The sequence below is a fragment of the Kitasatospora sp. NPDC088783 genome, assembly GCF_044750705.1.
GTDB classification, from domain to species: domain Bacteria; phylum Actinomycetota; class Actinomycetes; order Streptomycetales; family Streptomycetaceae; genus Kitasatospora; species Kitasatospora fiedleri.
In genome coordinates this window covers 70,896-96,542 of record NZ_JBIVKJ010000001.1, presented here as the reverse complement: position 1 = coordinate 96,542, position 25,647 = coordinate 70,896, and the positions used below count along the sequence as shown (strand labels likewise).

Sequence of the window (25,647 nt, the reverse complement as noted above, 5' to 3'; positions counted from 1 at the left end):
CGGTGTACGGGCAGGCCCATGTCGGGGCGGGCGGCGGCTCCGTAGCGTCGTGGTCGGCAGGAGACGACGCCACGGAGGAGAGCGGAACGATGGCAGTGACCGAGACCGAGACCCGCACGCAGGACGTGTTCGACACCGCGCGGACCTGGGTGACCCTGTTCGGCGCGATCGGCGCGGTGGTGCTGGGCACCGTCGCCGTGCTGGCACTGGCCGGGCAGTCGACCACGCCCTTCCTGTGGGTGCGCGGCGCGCTGCTGTTCCTGCTGGTGTTCCTGCTGCGCCGGTACGTGGCGCGGGCCCGGGGCGGGGACGGGCGGGCCCGGGAGCGGCTGCGGACGCTGTCGACGGTGCTGCCGTTCGCCGTGGTGGGCGTCGACCTGGTTCCGGGGCTGTGCCCGGCCTGGTACACGGTGCTGCAGGGGCTGTCGGCGCTGGCGCTGGTGCCGGTGGCCGTGCTGACCCGCTCGGGCGGGGGGAAGTGAACGCGGTGGCAGAATCGGCCGTCGCGACGGAAGGGGCCGGGTCGGTGGGGGAAGCGGGGGGCGGCGGGTGGCCGCGCCGGGCGGTGGCGGCGGTCGGGGCGGGGCTGTGGCGGTGCGCCGTCCTGACCGCGCTGACCTGCCTGCCGGTGCTGGTGGCCGGGCCGGTGGGGTGGGCGGGCTCGGCGCTGGCCTACTCCTGGTCGGCGGGGACGACGGCGGCGCTGCCGCTGCGGGTGCTGGCGGTGTCCGGCGAGACCCTGCTGGTGCTGCTCTGGGTGGCGGTGGCGCTGTGGACGGTGCACCCGTTCACCAGCCGGGCGCTGGCGGGGGCGGCCCGCCGGTGCGCGGCGCGCTGGCTGGGCCTGGAGTCGGCGGTGGAGTACCGGCGGGCCCGGCCGGTGACCCGGATGGCGACCGGCCACTGGTGGGACGGCCGGGAGTACCACGCGTCCGAGCGGGAGGCCCGCCGCCGGGCCGCGGTGCACGCCCGGTTCCACGACCCGCAGCTGCACGGGGACGGGGTGTGGCTGCTGGCCGCCGCCGGCACGGTGCTGCCGCTCGCCGTCCTGCCGCTGCTCGCGCTGGGGTGCGGTGCGGCACTGACGCCCGCTCACCCCGCCTGCGGACCGGCGCTGGTGGCGGCCGGCCTGGCCGCGGCGCCGTTCGGCTGGCGGGCGCTGGGGCCGGTCGGGCGCCGCCTGCTGGGGCCGGTGGCGTCCACCCGGCTGGGCCGGCGGGTGGCCGAACTGGAGGCGGTCCGGGCGGACCTGACCCAGACCCAGGCCGCCGAGCTGGAGCGGATCGAGCGCGGCCTGCACGACGGCGCGCAGGCCCGGCTGGTCGCGCTGGGCATGTCGGTGGGCGCCGCCGAGCACCTGGTGGACCGCGACCCGGCGGCCGCCAAGCGGCTGCTCGCCGCGGCCCGGGCCGACTCCGTCGGCGCGCTGGCCGAACTGCGGGCGCTGGTGCGCGGCATCAACCCGCCGGTGCTGGTCGAGCGCGGGCTGGTCGACGCCGTCCGGGCGCTGGCGCTGGACGCCGCGGTGGAGGTGGACGTGGTCAGCCTGGTCCCGGTCCGGCCCGAGCGGCCGGTGGAGGCGGCGCTCTACTTCTGCGTCGCGGAGCTGCTGACCAACGCCGTCAAGCACGCGCACGCCGACCGGATCGGCATCGAACTGGCGTACGCGGACCGGACGCTGACCGCTACGGTGAGCGACGACGGAACCGGCGGGGCGGCCGCCTCCCCCGGGTCCGGGCTGAGCGGCGTCGAGCGCCGGGTGGCGGCCTTCGGCGGGCGGCTGGAGATCGACAGCCCCGTCGGGGGACCCACCCGTATCACCGTGGCGGTGCCGTGCGAATCGTCGTAGCCGAAGACCTGTTCCTGCTCCGCGACGGGATGGTGCGCCTGGTCGAGGCGTTCGGCCACACCGTGGTCGCGGCCGTCGACAACGGGCCGGCCGCCCTGGCCGCGCTGCTCGACCACCGGCCGGACGTGGCGGTGGTGGACGTCCGGCTGCCCCCGACCTGCTCCGACGAGGGACTCCAGGCCGCGCTGGCCGCCCGCCGGGCGGTGCCGGGCCTGCCGGTGCTGATCCTCTCCCAGCACGTCGAGCAGCTGTACGCCCGCGAGCTGCTCGCGGACGGGCACGGCGGCATCGGCTACCAGCTCAAGGACCGGGTGCTGGACGCCGGGCAGTTCATGGACGCCGTCCAGCGGGTCGCCGACGGCGGCACCGCGCTCGACCCGACGGTGGTCGCCAAGCTGCTGGGCCGCCCGCTGCGCGCCGACCCGCTGGCGGCCCTGACCGAACGGGAGCGCTCGGTGCTGGCGCTGATGGCCGAGGGCCTGTCCAACACGGCGATCGCGGCCCGGCTGTTCCTCTCCGAGGGCTCGGTCAGCAAGTACACCACCACGATCTTCGCCAAGCTCGGCCTGGCGAACGACGACGACACCAACCGCCGGGTCCGGGCCGTCCTCGCCTACCTGTCCGCCGACCGCGGCGCGGGCTGACCGGCCGGGCCGCGCGTCCCGCCGGTCACGGCCCGCAGCTCACGCCCCGCCGCTCGCGCCCCCGCCGGTCACGCCCCGCCCGGGCGGACCAGGCCGGTCTCGTAGGCGATGACCACCAGTTGGGCGCGGTCGCGGGCGCCGAGCTTGGTCATCGCGCGGTTGACGTGGGTCTTGGCGGTGAGCGGGGTGACGAACAGCCGCTCGGCGATGTCGTCGTTGGACAGGCCGGCCGCGACCAGGGCGACCACCTCCTGCTCGCGGGCGGTGAGCACGTCCAGCCGGGGCAGCGCGGCGCGCCGCCCCGGGTCGGGCTGGGCGAGGAAGCGGCCGATCAGGGCCTTGGTGGCGGCCGGGGAAAGCAGGGCGTCCCCGGCCGCGACGACCCGGATGGCGTCCAGCAGCTCCTCCGGGTCGATGCCCTTGCCGAGGAAGCCGCTGGCCCCGGCGCGCAGCGCCTCGGCGACGTACTCGTCGCTCTCGAAGGTGGTCAGGACCAGCACCTTGACGCCCGCCAGGTCCTCGTCGGCGGTGATCAGCCTGGTCGCGGCGAGGCCGTCCAGGTCGGGCATCCGGATGTCCATCAGGACCAGGTCGGCGCGCAGGGTGCGGGCCAGCGCGACGGCCTCCCGGCCGGTGCCGGCCTCGCCGACCACCTCCAGGTCGGGGGCGGAGTCGATCAGCAGGCGGAAGGTGCCGCGCAGCAGGGCCTGGTCGTCGGCGAGCAGGACGCGGACGGTCATGGTCGGCGGCTCCTTCCGGTGGTCCTCGGTGCGGTTCGCGGGGTTCGCGCGGTTCGCGGGGTTCCCGCGGTCGCCGGTGCCGCGCCCCCGACCGCCGGGCCGCCGACCGCCGGGCGGCTCACGGCCGGCCGGCCTTGCGGGCGGGGCCGGCGGGCAGCGGCAGTTCGGCGTGGACCCGGAAGCCCCGGCCGGGGCGCGGTCCGGCGCTCAGGGTGCCACCGACGGCGCGGGCGCGCTCGTACATGCCGATCATGCCGTGGCCGGTGCCGGTGCCGTCGGGCGCCCCGCCGCCGTCGGCCCGGCCGTCGTCCTCGACGGTGAGCCGCAGCGTGTCGGGGCCGAAGTCGAGGCGGACGCGCGCGGTGGTGGGCCCGGCGTGCTTGTGGGTGTTGGTGAGCGCTTCCTGGATGATCCGGTAGGCCGTCAGGTCGAGGATCGGCGGCAGGACCGCGGAGGTGCCGTCGCGTGCGGGGGCGTCGTCGAGGCCGGCGGCGTCGCCGCGTTCCAGGGTGACGTCCAGGCCGGAGTGCCGGAAGGCGTCCAGCAGGTCGTCGAGTCCGGCCAAGCCGGGTGCGGGTTCGCGCGGCGCGGCCGGCTCGCCGCTGTGGCGCAGCAGGCCGACGGTGGCGCGCAGTTCGTCGAGGGCGGCGCGGCTGGTGTCGCGGATGCGTTCCAGGGCCTGGTACGCGTGGTCGGGGTCGGTGCGCATCAGGTGGTGGGCGACGCCGGCCTGGGCGTTGACCAGGGTGATGTGGTGGGCGACCACGTCGTGCAGTTCGCGGGCGATCCGCATCCGTTCCTCGGTGACCCTGCGGCGGGCCTCCTCCTCGCGGGTGCGTTCGGCGCGTTCGGCGCGTTCGACGGCGGAGGCGAGCAGTTCGCGGCGGCTGCGGACGGCGTCGCCGATCGCCACCGAGAGGAACGGCCAGGCGATCAGGCCGAGGTTCTGCGGGATCTCCTCCAGGCCGGGGCGGACGATCAGCGCGGTGAGGGTGAGCGCGGCGGCGGCGCAGCAGCCGGTGCGCCAGGCGGTGGGCCGGTCGGTGCGGGTGGCGACGGCGTACAGGGCGACGCCGACGGCGAACATCGAGATCCCGAGGGCCTCCGGGCGCGGGCCGGGCGAGAACGGGATCAGCACCAGTTCGACCACGCCGATCAGCACCGTCGCGGCGGCCACCGGTACCGGCCACCGGCTGCGGGCCAGCAGCGGCAGGCAGGACAGCAGCAGGAACAGCAGGTAGCCGGTGATCGAGGCGTCGCGGTGGTACGCGGTGGCGGCGGTGATCGGCGTGGCGAGCACGAAGCAGGCCAGCGCCACCGCCACGTCGGTGCGCCCCGGCCGTCCGCCGCACCACCGTCTGACCGTCTGCGTCATTCGCACTCCTTCACCGTACGCAGCGGGGCCCGGCCGGTGGCACTGACCGGCCGGGCCCCGCGGGGTGTCAACGCCCGGCGTCGGCCGGTTCGGGCTGCCGGACGGCGGCGGGGGCGGGGGCCGGGTCGGGCTCGCCCTCCACCGAGACGTGCGGCAGCAGGCGGTCGAGCCAGCCGGGCAGCCACCAGTTGGCGGCGCCGAAGCGGTGCATCAGGGCCGGGACCAGGACCATCCGCAGCACCAGCACGTCGAGCAGGACGGCCAGGGCCAGGCCGAGCCCGAACTCGGCGATCATGCGCTGGCCGCCGAACAGGAAGGCGGCGAACACGCAGGCCATGATGACGGCGGCGGCGGTGATGACCTGGCCGGTCTCGCCGTGGCCGACCCGGACGGCGCGGTGGTTGTCCCGGGTGTGGGTCCACTCCTCGTGCATCCGGCTGATCAGGAAGACCTGGTAGTCCATCGAGAGGCCGAACAGGATCGCGATGATCATCACGGGGGCGAACGCCTCGACCGGCCCGGCCGCGCCGGCCCCGAGCGCCTCGGAGCCCCAGCCCCACTGGAAGACCGCGACGATCGCGCCGAACGCCACGCCCATGGTCAGCAGGTTCATCACCACGCCGATCAGCGGCACCAGCAGGCTGCGGAAGGCCACCATCATCAGCAGGCAGCCCAGGCCGACGATGATCGCGATGAACAGCGGCAGCTTGGAGATCAGCACGTCCGCGAAGTCCGCGGCGGTCGCGGTCGCGCCGCCGACGTACACCCGCAGGCCGGTGCCGGCCTCGGCGCCGGGGACGGTGTGCTCGCGCAGCTCGGTGATCAGCGCGGAGGTCTGCGCGGACTGCGGGGAGGTGGTGGGCACCACCTGGACGATGCCGACCTGCTGGCCCTCGCGCATCGGCACGGCCGCGACCCGGGCGACGCCGTCCAGGCCCTTCAGGTCGGCCACCAGCCCGTCCAGGGCGGCCCGGTCCGCCGCGCCGGGGGCCTCGGCGACCAGCAGCAGCGGGCCGTTCGAGCCGGGGCCGAAGCCGTCGGCCATCAGGTCGTACGCCTGCCGGGTGGTGGTGGTCTTCGGGTTGTTGCCGGCGTCCGAGCTGCCCAGGCGCAGCGACAGCACCGGCAGCGACACGGCGAGCATCAGCACCAGGGCGACCAGCGCCTTGCCGGTCGGCCGGGCCTGCACCCGGGCGGCCCAGCGCGGCCAGAAGCCGGTGGCGTGCGCCTCGCCGGGGCCGTGCTCGGCCAGGCGGCGGCGCTGGGCGCGGCTGAGCACCCGGTGGCCGAGCAGGCCGAGCAGGGCGGGCAGCAGGGTGATCGCGGCCAGCACGGTGAGCGCGACGGTGAGGGCGGCCGAGACCGCCATGCCGTTGAGGAAGCCCATGCCGAGGATCAGCATGCCGAGCAGGGCGATCACCACGGTCAGTCCGGCGAACAGCACCGCGCGGCCGGAGGTGTTCAGCGCCTTGGCGGACGCCTCCCCGACCTCCAGGCCGGCCATCAGGCCCTTGCGGTGCCGGTTGACGATGAACAGGGCGTAGTCGATGCCGACGCCGAGACCGACCAGGACGCCCAGGGTGGGGGCGACCGAGGCGATGCTCATGCCGTGGCTGAGCAGGCCGGTGCCGATCACGCCGGTGCCGACGCCGGCCACGGCGGTGAGGATCGGCAGCGCGGCGGCCCACACCGAGCGGAACACCAGCGTCATCACGATCAGCGCGGCGACGATGCCGATGATCTCGCTGGTGCCGCCCATCTCGGTCTCGGCGTTCTGCACGGCCTGCCCGCCGAGCTGGACGTCCAGGCCGTCGGCGCGGGCCTGCTTCGCCAGGTCGACCACGTGCTCGACGTCCGCCTTGGGGACGTCGTGGGCGGCGCCGCTGAAGGTCACCTGCGCGTAGGCGGTGGTGCCGTCGGCGCTGACCTGCGCCGCGCCCTGCTCGGCGTACGGGCTGCCGACCGAGGCGACGGAGGGGCTGTGGGCGATGGCGTCCAGGGCCCCGGTCATCCGCTCCTGGACGGCCGGGTCGCGCACCGTCCCGTTCGCGGTGTGCCACACCACGGTGTCGGTGTCGCCGGCCGCGGCGGGCATCTGCGCCCTGAGCAGGTCCATCGCCCGGCTGGACTCGGTGGCCGGCATCGCCATGCTGTCGCTGTACTTCGTCCCGACGGCGCCGGAGACGGCTCCGAGCCCCACCAGCAGGCCCAGCCACAACAGCACGGTGACGAGCCGGTGCCGATGGCACCAGCGGGCGAGAACGGACATGCGCGCTCCAGAATTCGGCCTTCTCCCGGTCTCCTCCACCCTGCGGTCCCGAGCCGCCCCCTGTCGTCCCCCGCCCGCAGACACCCGCCGTACCACGCCCGCGGTACCCGGACGCCCCCGGTACCGCGCCCGCGGACGGCGCGGACGGGCCCTCGGCGCGCGCCAGGCCCCGCGGTAACCCCCCACGGGGCGTCCCCGCGGGCCGCCTCACTTCCGCCGAACCCCGGGCGGCCGGGGCACGGAGAAGCCACCACGGGTTCCGAGAACGACCAGCCGCAATCGGTCCGGGGAGGCCCCAGATGGCGTTACGGTTCGTGGGCAAGGATGACAAGTCGGGCGACCACGGCTCGCCGACGATCTTCGTTGACGAGGAGACGTCCGATCTCATCGTCCAGGGCTGGAAGCTCGACCCGGGTACAGAGGCCGAGGTACGGGCCGCCGGACCGATTCCCGCTCACGAGACCGTCGTTCGCGTTCCGGCTCGGATGGCGAAGTACCTGAAGGAGGCCCTGGGTGTCGCAGACGCTGAGTGACTTCGCGGCTCTCCTGCGCTCCGCGGAGGAGTCCGCCGTGCACCTCGAACTGCGCGACGTGTACACCGTCGAGAGCGAGGCGGTGGGCTTCCGGTCGTGGAAGGACGGGCACCGGCTCGATCCGAGTGCTCCGGGGACTTGGTGGCGCCCGTGGCTCGACCTCGTGAGGGAGGTGACCGCCAAGGGCGTCTCGGTCCGTCGGGCCCGGGTCGTCTCGGAGCCGGTGTCCGAGTACGTCGCGTACGAGCACTCGTTCTCCTTCACCAACATCGCGGCCGGCGAGGAGATCCGGTGGCTTCCGCGCCGCGAAGCCTCGGTCCTGCCCCTGCCGGGGAACGACTTCTGGGTCTTCGACCGCCGGACCGTACAGTTCAACGTCTTCGACGGCGAAGGGCGGTGGGTGCACACCGACGAGACGGACGACCCGGCGGTGGCGCTCTTCTGCTCCTCCGCGTTCGACGCGGTCTGGGAGCGGGCCACTCCGCACGACCGGTTCACCGTCTGATCCGCCGAGTCGCGGTTCAGCCGGCACATGTCCACTTCCCCCCTCTCCAACGCGCGGGCAGCGCGCCTCGCCGTCGCCGAACGGCTTGACGCCCTGCGCCGCGGTGCCGGGATCTCAGGGCTCGAACTGGCCGAACTGTGCGGGTGGCACAAGTCGAAGTCGTCCCGGATCGCCAACGGCAGGACGGTGCCGTCCGATGCCGATGTCCGGGCGCGGTGCGCGGCTTGCGGCGCGGAGGACCAGGCTGCCGACATCATCGCCGCGTCACGTACCGCGGAGTCGATGTACGCCCAGTGGACCGATATCCACCGCGACGGAATGCGGCACGTCCACCGGAGGACGGTGCCGCTGTACCAGCGCACCCGGGGTTTCCGGGTCTACGCCTCCACCGTCGTGCCCGGCATGGTGCAGACAGGGCCGTACGCCGCCGGCCTGCTCGGCTCGATCGCGGCGTTCCAAGGAACGCCGAACGACGTCGAGCAGGCCGTCGCAGCCCGCCTCAGCCGCTCCCGCGTCCTCACCGAGGGGGATCATCGCTTCGCCCTCGTCCTGGAGGAAGCCGCGCTGTACCACGCCGTGGCCGACGACGAGGCGATGGTCGGGCAACTGCGCCACCTGCTGGCCGTCATGGCCCGGCCGAACGTGTCGCTCGGCGTCATCCCGTTCCGGCGCCGACGCACCGTCTGGCCCCTCGAAGCGTTCTACGCCTTCGACGAATCCCTCGTGGCGGTCGAGACACTGACGGCGGAGATCAACATCACCGCGCCCGGAGAGATCCGGACCTACCTGCGCGCGTTCTCCGAGTTGGCGAAGCTGGCCGTGCACGGCGACGGCGCCCGGGCGTTGGTCACCACGGCGGTCAACGCTGTCGGGTGAACTCGTGCAACCGCGTGCAACTCGCTGGAGGGCCCGGTCGGCCCGCCCCTAACGTCGTGTCACGGAGGAAGGCCCGGCGGACGAGCGGGAACTCCTCGTGGTGGCCACGGGCAGCGGCACCGGTTCGCCCCGGGGACCCGAAGGACACCGCCTTCCGGAGGCACCGGCACAGCTGACGCACAGCAGGAGGCAGTCGATGTTCGTTCACGCCGAGCGGTTCCCGACCGGGAGCCCGCTCCCCCAGGGCCGCCCGACTTCGGCCCCGTTCGTTCTCGGCCGGATCGCCCCGTACCCGCCGTTCCGGGGAGGCCCCGCGGTCGGCCGCATCACGCTCGACCCGGCTTCCCAGACCGCCCGCTACTTCGGCCTCGACGGCGAACCGCTGATGACGCCGGAGCACGGCACCTCCTCGGGCACCAATCCGCCGACCGGCACCACCGGTCAGGGCGACACCCAGGGTGGGGACGCTCCGGACAGCGACACCGGGAACGACACCGACCAATGACCGTTCCCGACGCACGACCGGTGGCGGTCGTCACCAACCTGCAGGACCCGACCGCCGACCTGGTGATCGCCGAGCTGCACCGCCGGAACGTCCCGGTCGTACGGTTCGACGCCGGCGACTTCCCGGCCGCCCTGTCCTGCACCGCCCTCGTCGGCGGCGAGGACACCGGGTGGCGGGGTAGCCTGCGGACGCCCACCCGGCAGGCCGGGCTCGGCGCGGTCCGGTCGCTGTACTACCGGCGCCCGTCCGCGTTCACGTTCGCCCACCTCGGTCCGCAGGACGCACGCGTCGCCGCCGCCCAGGCGCGTTACGGACTCGGCGGCGTCCTGGTGTCCCTCCCCCACTGCCTGTACGTCAACCACCCTCACCGGATCGGCGACGCGGAGTACAAGCCCGCCGGCCTCGCCGCCGCGGCGGCGTGCGGCTTTCGACTGCCGCCGACCGTCGTCACCAACGAGCCCGACCGGGCCCGCGAGTTCGTCAGGGCCCACGGGCCCGTGGTCCACAAACCCATCAGCATGCCGACGTACCTGGTCGACGGCATCGCCCAGACCGTGCCCGTCACCGAGGTCACCGCCGACGAGATCGACGGCACCGTGTCCGGCACCATGCACCTGTTCCAGCAGCGCGTCGACAAGACCGCCGACATCCGCGTCACCGTGATCGGCGAGCAGGTGTTCGCCGTCCGCATCGACAGCGGTCTGCTGGACTGGCGGGTCGACTACTCCACCCACACCTACACCGCGACCTCCGTCCCCGAGTGCGTCGAACGCGCGATCTTCGCCTACCTCGCGCACTTCGGTCTGGTCTTCGGCGCGTTCGACTTCGCACTCACCGGTCCCACCGACGACGAGGACAGCTGGGTGTGGATGGAGTGCAACCCGTCCGGCCAATGGGCCTGGATGGAACCGCCGACCGGACTGCCGATGACCGCCGCTCTGGCGGACCTGCTCCAGCGAGGAACCGCATGACCGGCACCGCGCGCCTGCGGCAGCGGCTCGCCGACCGGATCACCGGGCAGGGCCTGACCGACCCTGCTTGGCGGAAGGCCGTCGAAGCCGTACCCCGGGAGGTCTTCCTCGGCAACGCCGTGTTCCGGCCCGCCACCGACGCCCGGGGCTCGACCGTCTACCATCCGGTGCGGCGCCAGGACGTACCGGAGGCCGAATGGCTCTCGATGGCCTACCGCAACGAGACCTGGGTGACCCAGGTCGGAGGCGTCGACGCCGTCACCGCGACCGGGCCGGTGTACGGCCTGCCGACCTCCTCCTCGACCCTGCCCTCGCTCGTCGTCCGGATGCTGGAGGCCGCGGACATCGGTGAGGGCGACCGCGTACGGGAGATCGGAACCGGCACCGGCTACTCGACGGCGATCCTCTGCCATCGCGTCGGCGACCGGCAGGTGACCTCCGTCGAGGTGGACCCGGCCACCGGGGCCCGGGCCCGCGACGCCCTGCACGCGGCCGGGCACGCCCCGGACCTCGTCATCGCCGACGGCCTCGACGCCCGCGAGGCCGGCACCGACTTCGACCGGATCGTCGCCACGTGCTCGGTCCGCGGCATCCCGTACCCCTGGGTCTGGCAGGTCCACCCCGGCGGGACCGTCACGACCTGCCTCGGCGGCTGGTCGCAGGCCTCCGGCCTGGTCAACCTCACTGTCCGGGGCGACGGCACCGCGGAGGGAAGGTTCACCGGCGAAGAGGTGGCGTTCATGCTCGCCCGCGCCCACCAGCCGCCGCCCCGGCCGACCTTCACCCTGCACACGGGCCACGAGCGGAGGACCTTTCTCGCCCCGGCCCGGATCTGGTCGTGGACCGGCCGCTTCCTCGCCCAGCTCGCCGCGCCGTCCGCCGAACTGTTGGGCGCCGGCCCCAGGGCGATCCTGGTGGACACCGCCACCGGTTCCCAGGCGTGGACCGAGGACACCGGCTCCGGCCCGATCGTCCACCAGCACGGGCCGCTGCCGCTCTGGGACGCCGTCGAGCACGCCTTCGCGCAGTGGGAGGAGGTGGGCGCACCCGCCCAGGACGCCTTCGGGCTCACTGTCGACGGCGAGGAACAGCGGGTGTGGATCGGCTCCCCGTCGGGGCCGGCCTGGCGACTACCCGTCTGACCGCCGGTGTTCCGGACACGCACCGGCCGCACCCCTCCGGGAAGGGGCGCGGCCGGGCTGGTGGTGCCGGCGGGCCGTCAGGTGGTGCGGAAGTGCGCGTGGAGGCGGCGGGTGTGGTCGAGGACGCGGGGCGGGCCTTCCAGGTGGACGGTGGTGGTGAGGCGGGGGGCGGTGCTGGAGGCAGCGAGGCGGAGTTCCAGGGCACCGGGCTCGACGACGCGGTGGCCGTCGCGGCCGGTGAAGGAGGCGAGGTCGGCGGGGACGGTGATCTCGACCCGGGCGTGTTCGCCCGCGTCGAGGGTGATCCGCCGGTAGCCGATCAGTCGTTGGACGGGCTGGACCACGCTGGCGACGGGGTCGTGCAGGTAGAGCTGGACGGTCTCGCTGCCGGCCCGGTCGCCGGTGTTGCGCAGGGTGAAGGAGAGGGTGAACTCGCCGTCGGTGGAAGCGAGTTCGCGCTCCACTTCGAGGCCGCTCCAGTCGAACGAGGTGTAGCCGATGCCGTGTCCGAAGCCGAACGCCGGGGTGGGGTCGGTGCTGGAGACCTCGCTGGGTCCGGCCAGCCGGGCGGCCAGGTAGGTGGAGGGCTGGACGCCGGGCCGGGCCGGGATGCTGACGGGGAGCCGGCCCGAGGGGTTGGTGCGTCCGCTGAGCACGGCGGCGACCGCCTCGGTCCCGGCCTCGCCGGGGAAGAAGGTCTGCACCAGGGCCGCCGCCTCGGTGACCGCGCGGCCCAGCGCGTAGGGCCGGCCGGCCAGCAGCACCGGCACCACCGGGGTGCCGGTGTCCAGCAGGGCGTCCAGCAACTGCCGCTGCACGCCGGGCAGTTCGAGGAGTTCCACGTCGCAGCCCTCGCCGCTGGTGCCGCGCCCGAACAGGCCGGCCCGGTCGCCGAGCGCGACGATCACCACGTCGGCCCGGCGGGCCGCGTCGAGGGCCTCGGCGAAGCCGGAGGTGTCGGTGCCGTCGATGCCCGCCCCGGCCGCCGTCCGGATCTCGCTGTCGGGGAACTCGGCCGCCAACGCCTGGCGCAGCGTGGGCAGTTCGATGCCGATCGGGGTGTCCGGGTGCTGGCTGCCGACGTGCACGGGGAAGGCGTAGCAGCCGAGCACCGCGGTCGGGGTGTCGGCGTTGGGGCCGATCAGGGCGATCCGGCGGGGGGCGCGCAGCGGCAGGGTGCCGTCGTTGCTGAGCAGCACCACGGCCCGTTCGGCGATCTCCCGGGCCAGCTCCCGGTTCTCGGGGCGGTCCAGGTCGACGGTGCCGCGCAGGGCGCGCGGGTCGTCCAGCGGGCGGCCGGCCAGCGCGGCGGGGACGGCGTCCCAGTCCGCGTCGAGCAGGCCGAGCTGGGCCTTCTGCACCAGGACCCGGCGCAGCGCCCGGTCGACCAGCGCGACGGGGACGGTGCCGTCCTCGACGGCCCGCAGCAGCGGTTCGCCGAAGGTCTTGACGGTGGGCAGCTCCACGTCCACGCCGCTGGCCAGGGCGAGCGCGGCGGCCTCGGCCCAGTCGCCGGCCACGCCGTGCAGCAGTCGGAGGAAGGCGATGCCGAAGTAGTCGGCGACCACCGTCCCGTCGAAGCCCCAGGTGTCGCGCAGCAGTCCGGTCAGCAGGGCCTCGTCGGCGGCCGAGGGGATGCCGTCGGTGTCGGTGTAGGCGTGCATGACGGAGCGGGGGCGGCCCTCGCGGACGGCCATCTCGAAGGGCGGCAGGATGACGTCGGCGCGTTCGCGGGGGCCCATGCCGACGGGGGCGAGGTTGCGTCCGGCGCGGGAGGCGGAGTAGCCGGCGAAGTGCTTGAGGGTGGCGACGACGCCCGCGGACTCCAGGCCCTGCACGTAGGCGGTGGCCACCGTGCCGACCAGGTACGGGTCCTCGCCGATGGTCTCCTCGACCCGGCCCCAGCGGGCGTCGCGGACCACGTCGAGGACGGGGGCCAGCCCCTGGTGGACGCCGACGGCGCGCATGTCGCGGCCGATCGCCGCCGCCATCCGCCGGATCAGCTCGGGGTCGAAGGTGGCGCCCCAGGAGAGCGGCACCGGGTAGGCGGTGGCGCCCCAGGCGGCGAAGCCGGCCAGGCACTCCTCGTGGGCCAGGGCGGGGATGCCGAACCGGTTGGCGGCGGCGATCCGCTGCTGGCTGCGGGCCAGCGAGAGCGCGCCGAGCGCCGGGTCGACCGGGACGGTGCCGAACGGGCGGGTCAGCTGGCCCAGTCCGTTCGGGAGCAGGTCGTCGAGGTCGGGCGGCTCCTCCATGTCGTGCTGGTGCGGGGCGACGTCGCCACCCTCGTCGGAGGCGCCGACCCAGACGCCGACCAGCTGGGCCAGTTTCTCCGGCAGGGTCAGCTCGGCGATCAGGGCGTCCGCGCGCTCCTCGGGGCCCAGCGCGCGGTCGCGCCAGCGGGGGGCCGCGGTCGCGGCGGGCGGGGTGGGGGCTTCGGCGGGAACGGCCAGGTTCATCTTGTCGGTCACTTTCCTCCGACGCCCATGAGGCCCTGGACCAAGGCACGCCGGGCGAACAGGTAGACGATGAAGATCGGGAGCATCGACAGCACGACGGCGCTGAGCAGGCCGGGCACGTCGACGCCGTGCTCGGTCTGGAAGTCGTACAGGCCGAGGGTGATGACCTTGCTGCTCTCCGACTGGGTGAGGATCAGCGGGAACAGGAAGCCGTTCCACGCCTGGAGCGCCGAGAAGACCACGACGGAGGACAGGCCGCCCCTGGACAGCGGCACCACCAGCTGCCAGAACACCCGCCAGGGGCTGGCGCCGTCCATGGCCATCGCCTCGTACAGCTCGCCGGTGATGTCCCGCATCGCGCCGGTGAGCACCAGCGTGCACACCGGCAGGCAGAACGCGGCGGTCGGCAGGATCACGCCGATCAGGTGGTCGTACAGGCCGGCCTTGCTGATGACGTAGAACATCGGCACGATCACGGCCTGCGCGGGGATCGCCAGGCCCAGCAGGAAGATCCGGAAGACCGTGCTGATGGTCCTGCCCCGGGCCCGGACGATCGCGTAGGCCAGCGGGGGCACGACGAGCAGCACGATCGCGACCACGCTCGCGGTGACGACGACGGTGTTGAGGAAGTCCTGCCCGAAGCCGTTGGAGAAGTCGTCGACGTAGTTCTGCAGGGTGAGCTGCGAGGGGAAGGTGAGCGGGCCCTGGGTGGAGTAGTTGGAGCGGGTCCGGAAGGTCGAGATCAGCAGGACGTACAGCGGGAAGCCGACCAGGACCAGCCAGACCAGCGAGCCCAGCCCGGCGAGGTGGTTGGGACGCCTGCGCATCACAGTCCCTCCGTGGTGCCGCGCATCTTGTCGTAGCCGGAGAACCGGACGACCGCGAGCGAGATCAGGGTGGCGACCACCACCAGGACCAGGGCGATGGCCGAGCCGGAGCCGAAGTCGAAGCTCTTGAAAGCCTGTTGGTACATGTAGTAGGCGCTGTTCGTGGTGTCGGTGCCGGGGCCGCCCTGGGTGAGGATGAGGACGGTGTCGAAGGTGGTGAGGCCGCCGACCAGCATCAGGATCACCGAGGTGATCATGGTGTTGCGCAGCTGCGGCAGGGTGATGTGGACGAACTGCCGGAACTTGCCGGCGCCGTCGATCGCGGCGGCCTGGTAGAGCACCTGCGGGATCGCCCGGGCGCCGCCCTGGTAGAGCAGGGCGTGCATGGGCGTCCACTGCCACATGCCGACGAAGGTGAGCACCGCGATGGCGCCGCTCCGGCTGCCCATCAGGTTGCCGTCGCCGAACAGCCAGGTCAGCTGCGAGGGGGCGCCGAAGTTGGGGTCGAGGATGGCCCGCCAGACCACCGAGATCGCGGTCGCGGACAGCAGCAGCGGGATGAAGAAGACCGCGGACAACACGGCCCGGTTGCGCTGGTGGCCGGCCGCCCAGACGCCCAGCAGGACGCTGACCGGGGTCTGCACGAGCACGCCGGCCGCGGTCAGCACCAGGGTCAGCCAGACGCTCTGGGTCATCACCGGGTCGTGCAGCAGCTCGGTCCAGTTGTCCAGGCCGTTGAAGCGGGGCGCGCCGACGCCGTCCCAGCTGGTGAAGGAGAGCACCGCGACCAGCACCAGCGGCAGGAGGGCGAACAGCAGGAAGAAGACGGTCGCGGGGACCGCCCAGACCAGGCCCGGGCGGGTCACCCCGACGCCGGTCCGGCGCCCGGCCCGCGGGCGGCGGCCGGACGCGGACGCGAAGGAGGGAGCACTCATCGGCATTCGTCTCAGGAGGCGGGCAGGGCCTGCATGGCCTTGATGAAGCCGTCCACGTCGAGCTTGCCGTTGAAGAACTGCTGGACGGCGGTGTGGATCGGCGTGGTGGCGGCCGGCGGGTACGCCTGGTCCCAGGAGAGCTGGAACGACGGGGCGGCCTTGACCAGCTCGTACTGGTACTTCGAGTAGTCCGGGCTGGCGGCGGTGTCGAGGAACTGCTCGGTGTTGGTGGTGGTCGGCAGGTTGCCGATCGCCAGTTGGGCCTTCACGAACTCGTCGGAGTACATGAGCTTGAGGAAGGCGGCGGCGGTCTCGGGGTGCTTGCTCTTCTTCAGCACCGAGTAGAAGTTGTTGGTGTTGCCGACCACGTCCGCCGGGTCGCCCTTGCCGCCCGCGACGGACGGGAAGCCGCTGTAGCCGAGGTCGTTCTTGGCGAAGTCGGGGTTGGCGTCCTGCTGGGTGGAGTACGCCCAGGAGCCCATCAGCTCGAACGCCGCCTTGCCCTTGGCCAGCAGGGCCGGGGAGCCGCCGTCGGTGAACTTGACCGAGTCGAAGTTCGAGCCGAACGCGCCGGCGTCGACCAGCTGCTTGAGCATGCCCAGCGCCTTCTTGGCGTCCTCGCTCTCCCAGGCGGCCTTGTCGCCGGACAGCGCCCGCTGGAACAGCTCGGGGCCGGCCACCCGGTCGAAGACGTACTCGTACCACATCAGGGTCGGCCACTGGTCGCCGCCGCCGAGGGCGAACGGGGTGACGCCCTTGCCCTTGAGCACCTGGACGGCGTTCAGCAGGTCGTCCCAGGTCTTCGGGACGCTCAGGCCCGCGTCGGCCAGCACCTTCTTGTTGTCGAACAGCAGCACCGGCTGGGTGCCGCGCATCGGGATGCCGTACGACTTGCCGTCGATCACGGCGGTGTTGAACACCGAGGAGAGGAAGTTGTCCTTCAGGCCCGGGTCCGCGGCGATCATGTCGTCCAGCGGGAGCAGCAGGTCCGCCTTGACGTAGGGCTGGATGCTGCCGCCGCCCCAGTTGAAGAAGACGTCCGGCGCCTGGGCGGTGTTGATGATGGTGTTGAGCTTGGCCTGGTAGTCGGCGCCGGGGATGGTGTCCAGCACCACCTTGACCTTCGAGGTCTTGTTGAAGGTGTCGACCATCTGCTTCTCGACCTTGTTGCTGGCGTCGCCGTAGACCAGCACGTGGATCGTGTTGGAGCCGCCGCCGGTGGAGGCGCCGCTGCCGCAGGCCGTCACCCCCACCGTCGCCAGGGACAGCCCGAGTGCCACAGCGAACGCGCGTCTCTTCATCAGGAGTCTCCTAAAGTTTCGAGGCTATTCTCGAAATCAGTGCCTGGCCGGGACGTTAAGTTGCGGGCATGTTTCGGGTCAACCCCTCGTACCGAGGGTTACTGAAGCGTGATCCGGGGGTCGTCCCGCGCCGCCCGTGCCCTATGCTGCGGGCATGGAAAAGGGCGATGAACTGGGACGGGTCACCCTCGCGGACATCGCGCGAGAGGCCGAAGTCTCCGTTTCGACGGTTTCGAAGGTCCTGAACGGACGTACCGACGTCTCGGCGTCCACCCGCGGCCGGGTCGAACGGGTCCTGCGCGAGCACGACTACCAGCGCGCCGCCCGCAACGGCGGCGAGGCCCCGCTGATCGAGATCGTCTTCCACGAGCTCGACAGCCTCTGGGCGATGGAACTCCTGCGCGGCGTCGAGACGGTGGCCAACGAGCACGGGGCGGCCGTGGTGGTCGCCCACAGCGGCTCCCGGCACGCGCCGGGGCCCGGCTGGATCGACGCGGTGCTGCGGCGGCGGCCGCTCGGCGTGGTGCTGGTCCTCTCCGGCCTCCCGCCCGAGCTCAAGCGCCAACTGCGGGCCCGCTCCATCCCGTTCGTCATCATCGACCCGGCCGGCAACCCCGATCCGGACGTGCCCTCGGTGGGCTCGGCGAACTGGGCCGGCGGCCTCGCCGCCACCCGGCACCTGATCGAGCTCGGCCACCGGCGGATCGGCATCGTCACCGGCCCCGAGGACACCCTCTGCTCGCTGGCCCGGCTCGACGGCTACCGCTCGGCGATGTCGATGGCCGGGCTGGAGACCGACCCCGCCCTGATCGCCTTCGGCGACTTCCACGCCGAGGGCGGACTCGCCTGCGCCAAGCGGCTGTTGGAGCTGCCCGACCGCCCCACCGCGATCTTCGCGGGCAGCGACCTACAGGCGCTCGGCGTCATGGAGGCCGCCCGGGTCCGCGGGCTGCGCGTCCCCGAGGACCTGTCCGTGGTCGGCTACGACGACCTGGACATCGCCCAGTGGACCAGCCCCGCGCTGACCACCGTCCGCCAGCCGCTGCGCGAGATGGCCGAGCAGGCCACCCGGCTGATCCTCGCCCTGCGCACCGGCGAGGCCCCGGCCGCCCCCACCCGGCTCGAACTCTCCACCACCCTGGTGGTGCGCTCCAGTACTGTGGCACCCGGCCCCGCCGGGGGCTGACCGGACCGACCGGACCGCCCGGGCTGCGACCCGGACCGCTCAGCATCGGGTTTCGAAAGTTTCGAGGTTCGGCCGCCCTTGCCCCGTCGACCTGGGCGGACTAATTTGTTTTCTACCATGACGAATCGGGGTGCCGGACGGGCGGCCGTCCGCCCGCTCCGGCGACCCGCCCCCGACCCCTGGGTGTGACCCGATGACGACCACCGGCTCCTCCGACACCGGCCCGTCCACCACCGGCCCCCGGCCGGTTGGCCCGCCGCCCGACGGCACGCCGCCCGCCGGCCCGCTGACCAACTGGGCGGGCAACCTCACCTTCGGCGCCCGCGCCGTCCACCGCCCGCGCGACCTGGACGAGTTGCGGGAACTGGTCCGGCGCAGCGACCGCGTCCGGGCCCTGGGCAGCGGCCACTCCTTCAGCCCGGTCGCCGACACCGAGGGCGACCTGGTCCGGCTGGACGGCCTGCCCACCCGGATCGAGATCGCCCCCGACCGCCGCAGCGTCACCGTCTCCGCCGCCACCCGCTACGCGGAACTCGCCACCGTCCTGCACGCGGCGGGCCTGGCCCTGGAGAACCTGGCCTCGCTGCCGCACATCTCCGTCGCCGGGGCCACCGCGACCGGCACCCACGGCTCGGGCGACACCCGCCGCTCGCTCGCCGCCGCCGTCCGCTCGCTGGAGGTCGTCGGCGCCGACGGCGAACTGCGCACCACCACCCACCCCGGCGCGGTGGTGCACCTGGGCGCGCTCGGCATCGTCACCGCGCTCACCCTCGACACGGTGCCCGCCTTCGACGTCCGGCAGTACGTCCACACCGGGCTCGCCCTCGCCGACTACATCGCCCACCTGGACGAGATCCACGCCGCCGGCTACAGCGTCAGCCTGTTCACCGACTGGGGCTCGGACACCGGCCGGGTCTGGGTCAAGCAGCTCGACGACGGCACCCCGCCCGCCGCCGTCCCCGGCGCGCGGCCCGCCGACCGCCCCGAGCACCCGGTGCCCGGCCTGCCCACCGACGCCTGCACCCCGCAGCTCGGCGCCCCCGGCCCCTGGTACCGGCGGCTGCCGCACTTCCGCCCCGAGTTCACCCCCAGCAGCGGCGCGGAACTCCAGTCCGAGTACCTGCTGCCGCGCGCCGCGGCCCGCGCCGCCGTCGCCGAACTGCGCGCGCTGGGACAGCAGTTGGCACCAGTACTGCACATCTCCGAGGTACGCACGGTGGCCGCCGACGAACTCTGGCTGAGCCCCTCCCACGGGCGCGACTCGGTCGCCTTCCACTTCACCTGGAAGCCCGACCCCGCCGCCGTCGCCCCGGCCCTCGCCGCGGTCGAACGCGCCCTCCTGCCGCTCGGCGGACGCCCGCACTGGGGGAAGATCACGCACGCGCCGCGGGCCGCCGTCGGCGCCGCCTACGAGCGGCTGGGCGACTTCCTGGCGCTGCGCCGGGAACTCGACCCGGACGGCAAGTTCGCCAACCGCTTCACCGAGCAGCTGGCCGGAACCGCCGACTGACCCCGCGGCCGCCGCCGCTCCCCCGTCCCCGTCCCCCTCTCTCCTCCCCCCTGTCTCCTCCCCCGCGTCGGCCGCCCCGGCCGACGCCCGCCACTCCGTCGGCCGGGCGGCACCCCGCTTCGCCCGCCCGGCCGGCGGCGCCCGTCCCCCTGCTCCGCCGCACCGCCCGCGCCCGGCCACCGGCCCGGGCACGGCCGGGCCCGCGGCACGCACCGGGGCCGGGCCGGTCGGCCGTCGGCCCGCAACGGCGCGGAACCCGCCGACGGCCGATCCAGGCTGCCCGGGCGCCCCCGCCCCCGCCCGCTGTCACCCACCCGCTGTGACCCGCCCGCCGCCCGCCGCCCGCCGCCCGAAAGACGATCGGAGCGGATCGGACCCGCCCGGACGCACATTTCCCGCCGTTCCGGAGCGGCGCACGCCCCTATTCCGGCCGAAACGGCTGCCGCTTCCGGCCGTCATTGCCGTCGCGCACCGAATAGCAGCCGAAAGTTTCAACCGGATCATTGACACGTGAACTGCCCGGGTCAAAACTCTTCGCAGTCGGCCGTCGCCGACCTTCCAGTCGAGCCGGGTCGCCGGTTCCATCCGCCTCCCGGGCTCCCCAGCGAACCACGAGGAGTCGCACCCCCATGCGCAGCACCAGTCTCTCGCCGCGCCCGCTGATCGCGGGCCTCGCCGTCGCCGCCACCGTGGCGGCCGGCCTGACCGCCGCCGCCGTCGATCCCGCCCCGGCCCGGGCCGCCGCCTGCACCGGCTACGTCGGGCTGACCTTCGACGATGGCCCGTCCAACGACCACACCCCGGCCCTGCTGAACGCACTCAAGCAGAACGGGCTGCGGGCCACCGTGTTCAACGAGGGCCAGTTCGCCGCCGCCTACCCGGCCCAGGTGAAGGCCGAGTCGGCGGCCGGGATGTGGATCGGCAACCACAGCTACACCCACCCCCACCTGACCCAGGAGAGCCAGGCCCAGATCGACTCCGAGGTCGGCGGCACCCAGTCGGCCATCGCCAACGCGGGCGGCGGCACGCCGAAGCTGTTCCGCCCGCCGTACGGCGAGACCAACGCGACCCTGAAGTCGGTCGAGGCCAAGTACGGCCTGACCGAGGTGATCTGGGACGTGGACTCGCAGGACTGGAACGGCGCCAGCACCGCCGCGATCGTGCAGGCCGTCGGCCGGCTCGGCAACGGCCAGGTCATCCTGATGCACGAGTGGCCCGCCAACACCCTGGCCGCGATCCCGCAGATCGCCCAGAACCTGGCCTCCCGCGGGCTGTGCGCCGGCATGATCTCCCCGCAGACCGGCCGCGCCGTCGCTCCCACCGACAACGGCGGCGGCAGCACGGGCGGCGGTACCGGCGGGGGCACGGGCGGTGGCACCGGCGGCGGGAGCTGTACCGCCACCCTCTCCGCCGGCACCTCCTGGAGCGACCGCTACAACCTCAACGTCGCCGTCACCGGCTCCAGCACCTGGAAGGTCACCGTCAAGGTGCCCACCCCCGAGAAGGTCAGCTCCACCTGGAACGCCACCACCACCTACCCCGACGCCCAGACCCTCATCGCCACCCCCAACGGCTCCGGCAACACCTGGGGCATGACCATCATGAAGAACGGCTCCACCACCTGGCCCACCGCCACCTGCACCACCAGCTGACCCCTGCCACCGGGGCCGCACCGGGAATTCCCCGCCGCTGAACCGTGTACGCACCACAAGAAATCGAGCGCGGCGGAAATAATTCCCCGCCAGGGAAATCCCGTCGCATCCGCGCCGCCCTCCCCGGGGAATTCCCACCCTCCTACCGAACCGCTCCGGAGCCCCGGCCCACCCCTCCCCGGTTTCGAAAGTTTCGAAAGCATGTTGCCGAAAATTGTGCCGCGCTGACCAGCCGAACGCCATCGAAACCGCATGACCCGCGCTCGACACCGGAGGCCGGAAGCCGGAAAAACCCGCCCCCACCAGTGATTTCACCGACCACACCCCGCCGAGGCGGCGGCCGACGCATTCGGAAGTCCTGTCGAAAGCGTTGACAGCCCGTCGAGCGCCGCCCAACACTGTCGCCGTCGACAAGTCCGTACGGCCCAGGGCCCGGGCCGTACGCGCCAATCCGCGTCCGGCGCACGCCTGTTGACGCTGGATCAGGGACAGCGCGGCGCGGCACCCCCACCCACCCCTCGCAGAACGGATCCCCTCGTGACACTCCCCCACCCCAAGAGCCCCCGAGCCGGCCGGATGTGGCGGCTGGTCCGCAAGGCACGCGTCCTCCCGCTGGCCCTCGCGGCGGTCGTGGTGCTGCCGGGCACCGCCGACGCCGCGACCGTCACCAGCAACCAGACCGGCAACGACGGCGGGTACTTCTACTCGTTCTGGACCGAGGGCAGCGGTGCGGCCTCGATGTCCCTGAACGGCGGCGGCAACTACAGCACCTCCTGGACCAACGCCGGGAACTTCGTGGCCGGCAAGGGCTGGAGCACCGGCTCGCGCAACCCGGTGACCTACTCGGGCACCTGGAGCACCAGCGGCAACGCCTACCTGTCGCTGTACGGCTGGACCACCAACCCGCTGGTCGAGTACTACGTGGTCGAGAACTACGGCTCGTACAAGCCCACCGGCACCTACAAGGGCACCGTCACCAGCGACGGCGGCACCTACGACATCTACGAGACCACCCGGGTCAACGCCCCCTCCATCGAGGGCAACAAGACCTTCAACCAGTACTGGAGCGTCCGCCAGTCGAAGCGGACCGGCGGCACCATCACGGTCGGCAACCACTTCGACGCGTGGGCCAAGTACGGCATGAACCTCGGCAGCATGAACTACGAGATCCTGGCCACCGAGGGCTACCAGAGCAGCGGCAGCTCCAACCTCACCCTCGGCTCCTCCACCGGGGGCGGCGGTACCGGGGGCGGTGGCACCGGCGGCGGGAGCTGCACCGCCACCCTCTCCGCCGGCACCTCCTGGAGCGACCGCTACAACCTCAACGTCGCCGTCACCGGCTCCAGCACCTGGAAGGTCACCGTCAAGGTGCCCTCGCCGGAGAAGGTCAGCTCCACCTGGAACGCCACCACCACCTACCCCGACGCCCAGACCCTCGTCGCCACCCCCAACGGCTCCGGCAACACCTGGGGCATGACCATCATGAAGAACGGCTCCACCACCTGGCCCACCGCCACCTGCACCACCAGCTGATCACGACTCCCCCGGCCCCGGCCGTCGGGCGCACCGGCGGGTGCGCTCAGCGGCCGGGGCCGAGCAGGGTCCAGGGTTCGGGGCGGGCCAGGGCGAGGCGGGGGCGGCGTTCGGCCCAGTGGCGGACGGAGGCGGCCATGGCGGCGGCCGGGTCGGGGACCTTCCAGGTGGGTTCGAAGGGGCGGCGCATGCTGGTGTAGCTCTGGAACATGGCGAGGAGTCTGACGGCCTGGCTCTGGATCGGGGAGAGGTACTGGTCGGAGAGCGGGAGGAAGAAGCGCTCCCAGCTGTCGACGGACACCAGCGGCGGCCGTTCGACGGGGGTGACGCCGTGCGCGGCGCGGAAGTCGTTGAGGGTGGTGCAGATGACGTCGAGCAGGGTGTCGAGGTCGAGGCTGTCGGGGCCGGCGGCGATCACCTCGGTGCGCGGCCGGTCGGGCGGGGCGTCCAGGACCGCGGCGGTCAGGGCGGCGGCGACCTCGTCGACGGGGCTGATCTCGGCGTGGCCCGCCGGGTCGCCGACCACCACGGCGGCGGTGCCGGAGACGAGGGCCTGGAGCATGGTGTACGGGCCGGAGAAGCGGGCGATCTCGCCGGTGGTGCGGCGGCCGACCACCAGCGGCGGGCGGACCAGGGTGAGCGGTCCGGGGTGCTCGTCGCGGGCGATCTCCTCGCAGCGGGCCTTCGACCACTCGTAGCCGTTGCGGTAGCCCTCGAACTCGGCGCCGCGCAGGTCCTCGGGGTTGCGCTCGCCGCCGACGTACGCGGTGGAGACCTGGACGAGGTGGGTGTCGCGGTCGGCGAGGGCGAGGACGGCGCGCAGCGGGTCGAGGTTGGCGGCGACCGCCTCGTCCCGGCCGAGGGTCCAGCGGGTGCTGGCCGCGGCGTGCACGATGACGTCCCAGTGCCCGGCGAGGGCGGCGGGCGGCGGTTCGGCGCCCATCCGCCAGGGCAGTGCGGTGCCGCCGCCGCGCCGGGCGACCGGGACGAGGTCGAGCGGGCGGCCGTGGGCGGCGGCCACGGTGCGCAGTTGGTGGGCGAGTTCGGTGCCGACCACTCCGGTCGCCCCGGTGAGAAGGACTCGCATCTGCTTGGTTCCTCTGCTGGAGGTCTGCTGGAGGGGTGGGTCAGGACGGGGGGTCAGGACGGGGGGTGGGTCAGGACGGGGGCGGCTCAGGGCGGGGGCGCGAGCACCAGGCAGGAGTTCTGGCCGCCGAACCCGAAGGCGTTGGAGAGCACCGGCGCGGGCGCGAGGGCGCGCGGCGCGCCGTGCACCAGGTCGATCCGGCCGCCCTCGGGGCTGTCGTGCAGGTTGGCGATCGGCGGCACCAGTGCGCGGGACGCGCTGCGCAGGGCGAGGGCGGCCGCCAGCGCGCCCGCCGCGCCGATCAGGTGGCCGGTGACGCCCTTGACCGCGGTGACCGGCGGCGGCTGGCCGTCGTAGCAGCGTTCGATGGCCCGGGCCTCGGCGCGGTCGCCCGGCACGGTGGAGGTGCCGTGCGCGCTGATGTGGCCGATGTCGGCGAGGGAGAGCCCGGCGTCGGCGACGGCCTGCCGCATGCAGCGGGCGGCGACCTCGCCGTCCTCGTGCGGGGCGGCGATGTGGAAGGCGTCGCAGTTCTCGGCGTAGCCGGCGATCTCGCCGTGGATGACGGCGCCGCGGGCCCGGGCGGACTCCCAGCGTTCGAGCACCAGGACGGCGGCGCCCTCGCCCATCACGAAGCCGTCCCGGTCGGCGTCGAACGGGCGGCTGGCCAGGGCGGGCCGGTCGTTGCGGGTGGAGAGCGCGCGCATCCGGGCGAAGGCGCCCATCACCACCGTGCTGACCGCCGCGTCGACGCCGCCGGCCACCGCCACGTCCAGCTCGCCGTACCGGATGCGCCGGGCGGCCTCGCCCAGGGCGGTGCCGCCGCTGGCGCAGGCGCTGGAGTAGGTGGTGCAGACGCCCTGGAAGCCGTGGCGCAGCGCGATGCGGCAGGCGGGCGAGTTGGCCATGGTGCGCGGGACGGTGTGCACCGGCAGGTCCCGGGGGCGGTCGACGAAGCCCGCGGTGGCGGCCTCCATGCTGGACAGCCCGCCGATGCCGGTGCCGATCTGCACGCCGATCCGGTCGGGCCGGCGGTCGGCGGGCAGGGCGGCGTCGGCCAGCGCGTCGTCGGCGGCGCACAGCAGCAGTTGGGCCGGGCGGTCGATCTGCCGGGCCTCGCGCCGGCTGAGGTAGCGCTCCGGGTCGAACTCCGGTACCAGGCAGGCGAAGTGGACCGGCAGGTCGGCCTCGACCAGCCGGTCCACCCGGGCCGCGACGGACCGGCCGGCCAGCACCGCGGCGAACACCTCGTCGAGGCTGTTGCCCGCCGGGGACTTCACGCCGATGCCGGTGACGGCGACCCGGTGCCCGCCCGAGGGGTGCCGGTCCTGCGGGCTCACGCGGGGCCCTCCGACACCGGGACGGTGGGGGCGGCGGTGACGGCGACGGCGGCGGGCGGGGCGGGGACGGGCGGGGCGGGGACGGGTGCCGGGGCCGACAGGTCGATCACCGCGCCGTGCAGCCGGCTGCCGGGCGCGGCGGTCGCGGGGTCGTCCAGCCGGGCGCGCAGCAGGTCGATGGCGTGGCCGACGTCGCGGGCCGAGACCAGGTCGTCGGGGTCGATCCGCAGGCGCAGCGTCCGCTCCAACCGGGCGCCGATCTCCATGAGTTCGAGGCTGTCGACGCCGTAGTCCTCGGCCAGGCTGGTCCGTTCCCGCAGCTCGTCCGGGTCCGTGCCGAGGACGTCGGAGATGACCGCCCTGACCGTCACGGCCAGTTCCTCTCGTGTGGGCACCTGGGTTCGCTCC

General features: G+C 73.6%; 23 protein-coding genes. 13 read left to right on the top strand and 10 right to left on the bottom strand.

Annotated features, from left to right (window positions below):
• Positions 1-89 precede the first annotated feature (89 nt).
• From ACIP60_RS00425 to ACIP60_RS00415, 3 genes are read left to right on the top strand one after another with little or no spacing between them, the layout of a single operon-like run.
• Positions 90-482, top strand: a complete 393-nt coding sequence (locus tag ACIP60_RS00425) for a hypothetical protein (RefSeq protein WP_400678632.1) — start codon at positions 90-92, stop codon at positions 480-482.
• Positions 483-526: 44 nt separating this feature from the next.
• Complete coding sequence (locus tag ACIP60_RS00420; RefSeq protein ID WP_400678630.1) at positions 527-1,849, top strand: sensor histidine kinase; 1,323 nt, start codon at positions 527-529, stop codon at positions 1,847-1,849.
• Entirely contained in the window at positions 1,834-2,493 is a 660-nt protein-coding gene (locus ACIP60_RS00415; RefSeq protein ID WP_400678628.1) for a response regulator transcription factor, read from the top strand. The genes ACIP60_RS00420 and ACIP60_RS00415 overlap by 16 nt, the downstream gene beginning before the upstream one ends.
• Positions 2,494-2,561: 68 nt before the next feature.
• Here ACIP60_RS00415 and ACIP60_RS00410 read toward each other — a convergent pair whose 3' ends face one another.
• The 3 genes from ACIP60_RS00410 to ACIP60_RS00400 form a co-directional block, all read right to left on the bottom strand.
• A complete protein-coding gene (locus ACIP60_RS00410) occupies positions 2,562-3,233 on the bottom strand; it encodes a response regulator transcription factor (RefSeq protein ID WP_100839827.1) in 672 nt (223 codons plus the stop codon).
• Positions 3,234-3,351: 118 nt separating this feature from the next.
• Positions 3,352-4,608 carry a sensor histidine kinase gene (locus ACIP60_RS00405; RefSeq protein WP_400678626.1) on the bottom strand — a complete coding sequence of 419 codons (1,257 nt, stop codon included), beginning with the start codon at positions 4,606-4,608 and terminating at the stop codon, positions 3,352-3,354.
• Between the two features lie 67 nt (positions 4,609-4,675).
• Complete coding sequence (locus ACIP60_RS00400; RefSeq protein ID WP_400678624.1) at positions 4,676-6,877, bottom strand: MMPL family transporter; 2,202 nt, start codon at positions 6,875-6,877, stop codon at positions 4,676-4,678.
• 299 nt (positions 6,878-7,176) lie between these two features.
• Here ACIP60_RS00400 and ACIP60_RS00395 point away from each other — a divergent pair, with 299 nt between their 5' ends.
• From ACIP60_RS00395 to tgmC, 6 genes are all read left to right on the top strand, one after another.
• Positions 7,177-7,410 carry a hypothetical protein gene (locus ACIP60_RS00395; protein ID WP_400678622.1) on the top strand — a complete coding sequence of 78 codons (234 nt, stop codon included), beginning with the start codon at positions 7,177-7,179 and terminating at the stop codon, positions 7,408-7,410.
• Positions 7,391-7,915, top strand: coding sequence for a DUF6879 family protein (locus tag ACIP60_RS00390; RefSeq protein WP_400678620.1), 525 nt, complete (start codon positions 7,391-7,393; stop codon positions 7,913-7,915). The genes ACIP60_RS00395 and ACIP60_RS00390 overlap by 20 nt, the downstream gene beginning before the upstream one ends.
• 27 nt (positions 7,916-7,942) lie before the next feature.
• Entirely contained in the window at positions 7,943-8,791 is an 849-nt protein-coding gene (locus ACIP60_RS00385; protein WP_400678618.1) for a helix-turn-helix domain-containing protein, read from the top strand.
• A 196-nt stretch (positions 8,792-8,987) separates the two neighbouring features.
• Positions 8,988-9,296 (top strand): putative ATP-grasp-modified RiPP, encoded by a 309-nt coding sequence (tgmA, locus tag ACIP60_RS00380; RefSeq protein ID WP_400678617.1) that lies wholly within the window; start codon positions 8,988-8,990, stop codon positions 9,294-9,296.
• Positions 9,293-10,267, top strand: coding sequence for an ATP-grasp ribosomal peptide maturase (gene tgmB, locus ACIP60_RS00375; RefSeq protein WP_400678615.1), 975 nt, complete (start codon positions 9,293-9,295; stop codon positions 10,265-10,267). The genes tgmA and tgmB overlap by 4 nt, the downstream gene beginning before the upstream one ends.
• Positions 10,264-11,409, top strand: a complete 1,146-nt coding sequence (gene tgmC, locus ACIP60_RS00370) for an ATP-grasp peptide maturase system methyltransferase (RefSeq protein WP_400678613.1) — start codon at positions 10,264-10,266, stop codon at positions 11,407-11,409. The genes tgmB and tgmC overlap by 4 nt, the downstream gene beginning before the upstream one ends.
• 77 nt (positions 11,410-11,486) lie before the next feature.
• Here the strand turns inward: tgmC and ACIP60_RS00365 are convergent, their stop codons facing one another.
• Genes ACIP60_RS00365 through ACIP60_RS00350 form a run of 4 tightly spaced genes read right to left on the bottom strand, consistent with a single transcriptional unit; the run spans position 11,487 to position 16,931 of the window.
• A complete protein-coding gene (locus ACIP60_RS00365) occupies positions 11,487-13,868 on the bottom strand; it encodes a glycoside hydrolase family 3 N-terminal domain-containing protein (protein WP_400679895.1) in 2,382 nt (793 codons plus the stop codon).
• 8 nt (positions 13,869-13,876) lie between these two features.
• Entirely contained in the window at positions 13,877-14,695 is an 819-nt protein-coding gene (locus ACIP60_RS00360) for a carbohydrate ABC transporter permease (protein WP_400678612.1), read from the bottom strand.
• The gene (locus ACIP60_RS00355; protein WP_400678610.1) at positions 14,695-15,630 is read right to left on the bottom strand and encodes a carbohydrate ABC transporter permease; all 936 of its coding nucleotides are present in this window, start codon (positions 15,628-15,630) and stop codon (positions 14,695-14,697) included. Before ACIP60_RS00355 ends, ACIP60_RS00360 begins: the two co-directional genes overlap by 1 nt.
• Positions 15,631-15,641: 11 nt before the next feature.
• A complete protein-coding gene (locus tag ACIP60_RS00350) occupies positions 15,642-16,931 on the bottom strand; it encodes an ABC transporter substrate-binding protein (protein ID WP_400678609.1) in 1,290 nt (429 codons plus the stop codon).
• A 154-nt stretch (positions 16,932-17,085) separates the two neighbouring features.
• On the opposite strand from ACIP60_RS00350, the gene ACIP60_RS00345 reads away from it, so the two are divergent.
• The 4 genes from ACIP60_RS00345 to ACIP60_RS00330 all read left to right on the top strand — a co-directional run bounded on the left by ACIP60_RS00345 (position 17,086) and on the right by ACIP60_RS00330 (position 22,812).
• Complete coding sequence (locus ACIP60_RS00345) at positions 17,086-18,117, top strand: LacI family DNA-binding transcriptional regulator (protein ID WP_400678608.1); 1,032 nt, start codon at positions 17,086-17,088, stop codon at positions 18,115-18,117.
• A 193-nt stretch (positions 18,118-18,310) separates the two neighbouring features.
• On the top strand, positions 18,311-19,627 hold the full coding sequence (locus ACIP60_RS00340; protein WP_400678607.1) for an FAD-binding protein: 1,317 nt from the start codon (positions 18,311-18,313) through the stop codon (positions 19,625-19,627).
• A 629-nt stretch (positions 19,628-20,256) separates the two neighbouring features.
• Positions 20,257-21,279, top strand: a complete 1,023-nt coding sequence (locus ACIP60_RS00335; RefSeq protein ID WP_400678605.1) for a polysaccharide deacetylase family protein — start codon at positions 20,257-20,259, stop codon at positions 21,277-21,279.
• Between the two features lie 576 nt (positions 21,280-21,855).
• Entirely contained in the window at positions 21,856-22,812 is a 957-nt protein-coding gene (locus ACIP60_RS00330) for a glycoside hydrolase family 11 protein (protein ID WP_400679894.1), read from the top strand.
• 46 nt (positions 22,813-22,858) lie between these two features.
• Here ACIP60_RS00330 and ACIP60_RS00325 read toward each other — a convergent pair whose 3' ends face one another.
• From ACIP60_RS00325 to ACIP60_RS00315, 3 genes are all read right to left on the bottom strand, one after another.
• Positions 22,859-23,899, bottom strand: a complete 1,041-nt coding sequence (locus ACIP60_RS00325; protein WP_400678604.1) for an SDR family oxidoreductase — start codon at positions 23,897-23,899, stop codon at positions 22,859-22,861.
• A gap of 86 nt (positions 23,900-23,985) precedes the next feature.
• Positions 23,986-25,239 (bottom strand): beta-ketoacyl-[acyl-carrier-protein] synthase family protein, encoded by a 1,254-nt coding sequence (locus ACIP60_RS00320; RefSeq protein WP_400678603.1) that lies wholly within the window; start codon positions 25,237-25,239, stop codon positions 23,986-23,988.
• A complete protein-coding gene (locus ACIP60_RS00315; RefSeq protein ID WP_400678602.1) occupies positions 25,236-25,634 on the bottom strand; it encodes an acyl carrier protein in 399 nt (132 codons plus the stop codon). The genes ACIP60_RS00320 and ACIP60_RS00315 overlap by 4 nt, the downstream gene beginning before the upstream one ends.
• Positions 25,635-25,647 lie beyond the last annotated feature (13 nt).